Source organism: Yoonia sp., from assembly GCF_965660735.1.
Taxonomy (GTDB): Bacteria; Pseudomonadota; Alphaproteobacteria; order Rhodobacterales; family Rhodobacteraceae; genus Yoonia.
Map to the genome: position 1 here is coordinate 1 of NZ_CBFIBD010000069.1, position 5,056 is coordinate 5,056.

Here is a 5,056-nt window from a genome sequence, read left to right on the forward strand (position 1 = left end):
ACCTTCAAATCGCATATCGACGGGTCGAAGCACGAGCTGACACCAGAACGGTCGATGGAGATTCAACGCCTGCTGGGATCTGATATCGTGATGTGTTTCGATGAATGCCCCGCGCTGCCCGCCGATCGTGCGCGGCTGGAGGACAGCATGCGCCTGTCGATGCGCTGGGCGCAGCGGTCGCGCGATGCGTTCGGCGACCGGCCCGGTCATGCGTTGTTCGGCATCCAGCAGGGTGGGCTGGAACAGGACCTGCGTGAAGAAAGCGCCAAGGCCCTGACCGATATCGGTTTTGAGGGTTACGCCGTTGGCGGACTGGCCGTGGGCGAGGGGCAGGACGCGATGTTCAGCGTGCTGGATTTCGCGCCCGATCAGCTGCCCATGGACAAGCCACGTTACCTGATGGGCGTCGGCAAACCCGACGATATCGTCGGCGCTGTGAAACGCGGCATCGACATGATGGATTGCGTGCTGCCCTCACGTTCAGGGCGAACGGGCCAGGTGTTTACCCGCCGCGGTGTCGTGAACATCAAGAACGCCCGCCACGCAGACGACCCACGCCCGCTGGACGAACACTGCACCTGCCCGGCCTGCACGGGGTATTCGCGCGCCTATCTGCACCATGTGTTCCGCGCGCAAGAAATGATTTCCGGCATGTTGATGACCTGGCATAACCTGCACTATTTCCAAGAAATCATGCAAGGCATGCGCGATGCCATTGCCGCAGGCACGTTTGCGCAATGGGAGAATGCGTTTCATGCAGACCGGGCGCAGGGCGACATCGCGCCGGTGTGAGCAAAAGGCACCGCCAAAGGGTCGTGAATACGGCCTTTGTCTCACTTTCCCCTTTTCGAAACGGAAGATTATTCTAAATAACGATGAGCGGTTGCAGTCGCCGGTTCACAAGGGCAAGCTGCAAACGATGTTTGGTATGTGTTCGGTTGAAACCTTCAAAAACGAACCCCACATATTGATCCCGAGAGGAGATGTGCCACGTTGCCGCCAAAGCGGGACCCGCGCATCTTGCCAAAAGAGGAAACGAGTATGCAAGAACCCATGAGTTCATCCTATCCAGTCCTGCCGCTGCGCGACATTGTGGTTTTCCCCCATATGATCGTGCCGCTGTTCGTGGGCCGTGAAAAATCCGTCCGCGCGCTTGAAGAAGTGATGCAGGACGACAAGCAGATTCTGCTGTCCAGCCAGATTGACCCCGGCGAGGATGACCCGACACAAGAAGGCATCTACAAGGCCGGTGTGCTGGCCAATGTGCTGCAACTGCTGAAACTGCCCGATGGCACCGTCAAGGTGCTGGTCGAAGGGATCAGCCGTGTGCAGATCATCAACTTCATCGAAAATGACAGCTTTTTCGAGGCGTCGGCGGAATATCTGACCGAAATCCCCGGCGAATCCGTCGAGGTCGAAGCACTGGTGCGCAACGTCGCGTCGGAATTCGAACGCTATGCCAAGGTCAAGAAAAACATCCCCGAAGAGGCGATGGCTGCCGTCGGCGAGGCGACAGAGCCGGCTAAACTGGCCGACCTTGTGGCCGGGCATCTTGGCATTGAAGTTGATCAAAAACAGGGCCTGCTGGAAACCTTGTCGGTGTCTGAACGGCTGGAAAAGGTATTTGGCCTGATGCAGGGCGAAATGTCGGTGTTGCAGGTCGAGAAAAAGATCAAGACCCGCGTCAAGACCCAGATGGAGCGGACCCAGCGCGAATATTATCTGAATGAGCAGATGAAGGCCATTCAGAAGGAATTGGGCGATGGTGAAGACGGCCAGAACGAGGTCGCCGAGCTTGAGGCGAAGATTTCTGAGACCAAACTGTCCAAGGAAGCCCGCGAAAAGGTCGATGCAGAGCTGAAGAAGCTCAAGAACATGTCGCCGATGTCGGCCGAAGCCACGGTCGTGCGCAATTATCTTGATTGGATCCTCGCGCTGCCCTGGAACACCAAGTCGCGCACAAAGAAGGATCTGAGCCGCGCCCAGGAGATTCTGGATGCCGATCACTTTGGTCTGGAAAAGGTCAAGGAACGGATCGTGGAGTATCTGGCCGTGCAGCAGCGTTCGCGCAAGCTGAAGGGGCCGATCATGTGCCTTGTCGGCCCTCCGGGTGTTGGTAAAACCTCTTTGGGAAAATCCGTGGCCAAGGCAACGGGACGCGAATTTATCCGCATCTCTCTTGGTGGGGTGCGTGACGAATCCGAGATTCGCGGTCACCGGCGGACCTATATCGGGTCGATGCCCGGCAAGATCATTCAGGCGCTGAAAAAGGCGAAAACGACGAACCCGCTGATCCTGCTTGATGAGATCGACAAGATGGGGCAGGATTTCCGGGGCGACCCGGCGTCGGCCATGCTCGAGGTGCTGGACCCGGAACAGAACGCCACGTTCGTCGATCACTACCTTGAGGTCGAATATGACCTGTCGGACGTCATGTTCCTGACCACCGCGAACTCTTACAATATGCCGGGGCCATTGATGGACCGGATGGAGATCATCCCGCTGGCCGGCTATACCGAGGACGAAAAGGTCGAGATCGCCAAACAGCACCTGCTGCCCAAGGTGATGAAGAACCACGGGCTGAAAGCCAAGGAGTTCAGCGTCTCTGACGATGCGTTGCTGTCGATTGTCCGCGTCTATACCCGCGAGGCGGGTGTGCGGAACATGGAACGCGAACTGGCCAAGGTGGCCCGCAAGGCGGTGACCAAGATCGTCAAGAAAGAGGCCGAGGTGATCAATGTCACTGCCGAAAATCTGAACGATTTTCTGGGAGTGGAGAAATACCGCTTTGGCTTGGCCGAGGAGGAAGACCAGATCGGCGTCGTCACAGGTCTGGCATGGACATCGGTGGGCGGTGAGCTGCTCAACATCGAAGCCTTGCGCCTGCCTGGCAAGGGTCGGATGAAGACGACCGGCAAGTTGGGCGATGTGATGAAGGAATCGATCGATGCGGCATCCAGCTATGTCCGGTCGATCGCGCCGGCCATCGGGGTGAAACCGACCAAGTTCGACACGCTGGACATTCACGTCCACGTGCCGGACGGGGCCACCCCCAAGGACGGTCCATCGGCCGGTCTGGCGATGGTGACGTCGATCGTGTCGGTGCTGACACAGATCCCCGTGCGTCGCGATATCGCGATGACCGGCGAGGTGTCTTTGCGCGGGAACGCAATGCCCATCGGAGGGTTGAAGGAAAAACTGTTGGCCGCCCTGCGCGGTGGCATTACCACGGTCCTTATCCCGCATGAAAACGCCAAGGATCTGCCCGAGATCCCCGATAACGTGAAGGAAGGGTTGACGATCATTCCGGTCAAGCACGTGTCCGAGGTCCTGGCACATGCGCTGGTGCGCAAGCCAGAGCCGATCGAGTGGGACGAAGCAGCTGAAGAAGCTGCGGCAGCCGCACTCAAGGCATCATCGGAAGGTGAAAGCCCGCGGACGCACTGATCCGCCCGCCGCAAACGAAACAAAGGCGCGCCCGATCCCGGGCGCGCCTTTTTGTTGTTATGGCCATCGCCGATAAACCCGGTATTGTGGGGCCGGTAACCCAAGGAGCCCACATGCCCAGTTCGCTGATATCTTCAGATGATGACGCCAACCCGCCGCAGGATGCCGGTGGTCCTGTGCGGAAACCTGCCTTTCTTGATGACGTGGTCACCCGGTCCGGGCTGAAAAAACGCGATGCGAAAATCGCTTTGGAAGCCGCCCTGGCCACACTGGCCGAGGCTCTGATCCGTGGCGATGAACTTGCAGTGCCGCCATTGGGTAAACTGCGTGTCATCAAGACCAAGCAAATTGGTGGTGGCGCAATGGTGCTGACACTCAAGCTGCGCACGATGAAAGACGGTGCCGGGAAAGACGGTGCCGGGGCGGGTAAATCGGGTCTTGCAGAAACGGACGAGGCCGACTAAATCAAGCGGCAGCGGGTGATTAGCTCAGTGGTAGAGCGCTTCGTTCACATCGAAGATGTCAGGAGTTCAAATCTCTTATCACCCACCATCTTTCCTTTTTTCGACACGCCGGTGTAAATGTTTGCCCTCACTTCTGCGTTGACTGGATTGCCTTAAGACAATGTTTCCAGAGCTTTACATCCTGCGCCATGGTGAAACCCTTTGGAATGCCCAAGACCGGATGCAGGGTGGACTCAATTCACCCCTGACCGACAAGGGGCGCGCGCAAGCGGCCCGGCAGGCGGATTTGTTGGATGAGAGGGAGTTGTCCGGATTTAATGCCTTTTGCAGCCCACAGGGCCGCGCATTTGAAACCGCTGGCATCGCCGTGGCCCCCCGGATCGCCACGATCCGGACAGACGATCGCCTGCGCGAAATCGGTGTCGGGGCGTGGCAGGGCAGGCTCCGGTCAGAACTAGTGGTTACGGGCCCCATGCAAGACAGTCCTGACGGCCCGCTGGCGCTGTATGAACAGGCCCCGGGTGGCGAAGGTTTTGACCTGCTGGAGGTGCGGTGCCGGGCGTTTCTGGCCGACCTGTCTGGTCCGGCGATCGTGGTCACACATGGGATTACATCGCGTATGCTGCGGGCGATTGCGTTGGGCCTTGGGCAATCTGGTCTGGCGCAGCTCCCCGGCGGGCAGGGGGTGATTTTCCATATAAAAGACGGGACCCAAACACAGTTGGGCTAACGGCGTGCCTGCATCCGCGCCAATCGATGGCGCAGGGGGCTTGCATCGCTGTGTGAACTGGCCTAAAGCACCCGCAATCGGGTGATTAGCTCAGTTGGTAGAGCGCTTCCTTTACACGGAAGATGTCGGGAGTTCGAGCCTCTCATCACCCACCATTCTATCCCTTTGATATTAAAAAAAACCCTTGCATTGCGAGTTGTTTGGCCGTTTCAAGGTTACATTCTTGGTTACAACTGGGGCCTACCATGGCTGGAAAAGTCAGACATCTCGTTAACCGATCTGGCAGGTATCACGCGCGTCTTGTGGTGCCGCTAGGGTCAGGACCTATTGAATTCAGTTCCTGAGCGTGATTCACCGCCAGAAAACGGAGCGGTGATATGTCTGATCTTTTCTGGCTGACCGATGCGCAGATGGC

At 58.1% G+C, this 5,056-nt stretch carries 4 protein-coding genes and 2 tRNA genes; all 6 read left to right on the forward strand.

The genetic code is table 11. The annotated features are described in order from the left end of the window. Nucleotides 1-792: tRNA guanosine(34) transglycosylase Tgt (tgt, locus tag ACTG4B_RS15195; protein ID WP_439156547.1), on the forward strand; the 792-nt coding region annotated here is incomplete at its 5' end. A gap of 249 nt (nucleotides 793-1,041) precedes the next feature. Next, nucleotides 1,042-3,447: an endopeptidase La gene (gene lon, locus ACTG4B_RS15200; RefSeq protein ID WP_439156548.1), complete on the forward strand. Its 2,406-nt coding sequence runs from the start codon at nucleotides 1,042-1,044 to the stop codon at nucleotides 3,445-3,447. A 113-nt stretch (nucleotides 3,448-3,560) separates the two neighbouring features. Continuing rightward, nucleotides 3,561-3,911, forward strand: coding sequence for an HU family DNA-binding protein (locus tag ACTG4B_RS15205; RefSeq protein ID WP_439156549.1), 351 nt, complete (start codon nucleotides 3,561-3,563; stop codon nucleotides 3,909-3,911). 13 nt (nucleotides 3,912-3,924) lie between these two features. Further along, nucleotides 3,925-3,999: transfer RNA gene (locus tag ACTG4B_RS15210), tRNA-Val, on the forward strand. Between the two features lie 72 nt (nucleotides 4,000-4,071). Further along, nucleotides 4,072-4,641: a histidine phosphatase family protein gene (locus ACTG4B_RS15215; protein ID WP_439156550.1), complete on the forward strand. Its 570-nt coding sequence runs from the start codon at nucleotides 4,072-4,074 to the stop codon at nucleotides 4,639-4,641. A 79-nt stretch (nucleotides 4,642-4,720) separates the two neighbouring features. After that, nucleotides 4,721-4,796, forward strand: a tRNA-Val gene (locus tag ACTG4B_RS15220). The last annotated feature ends 260 nt before the right edge of the window (nucleotides 4,797-5,056 follow it).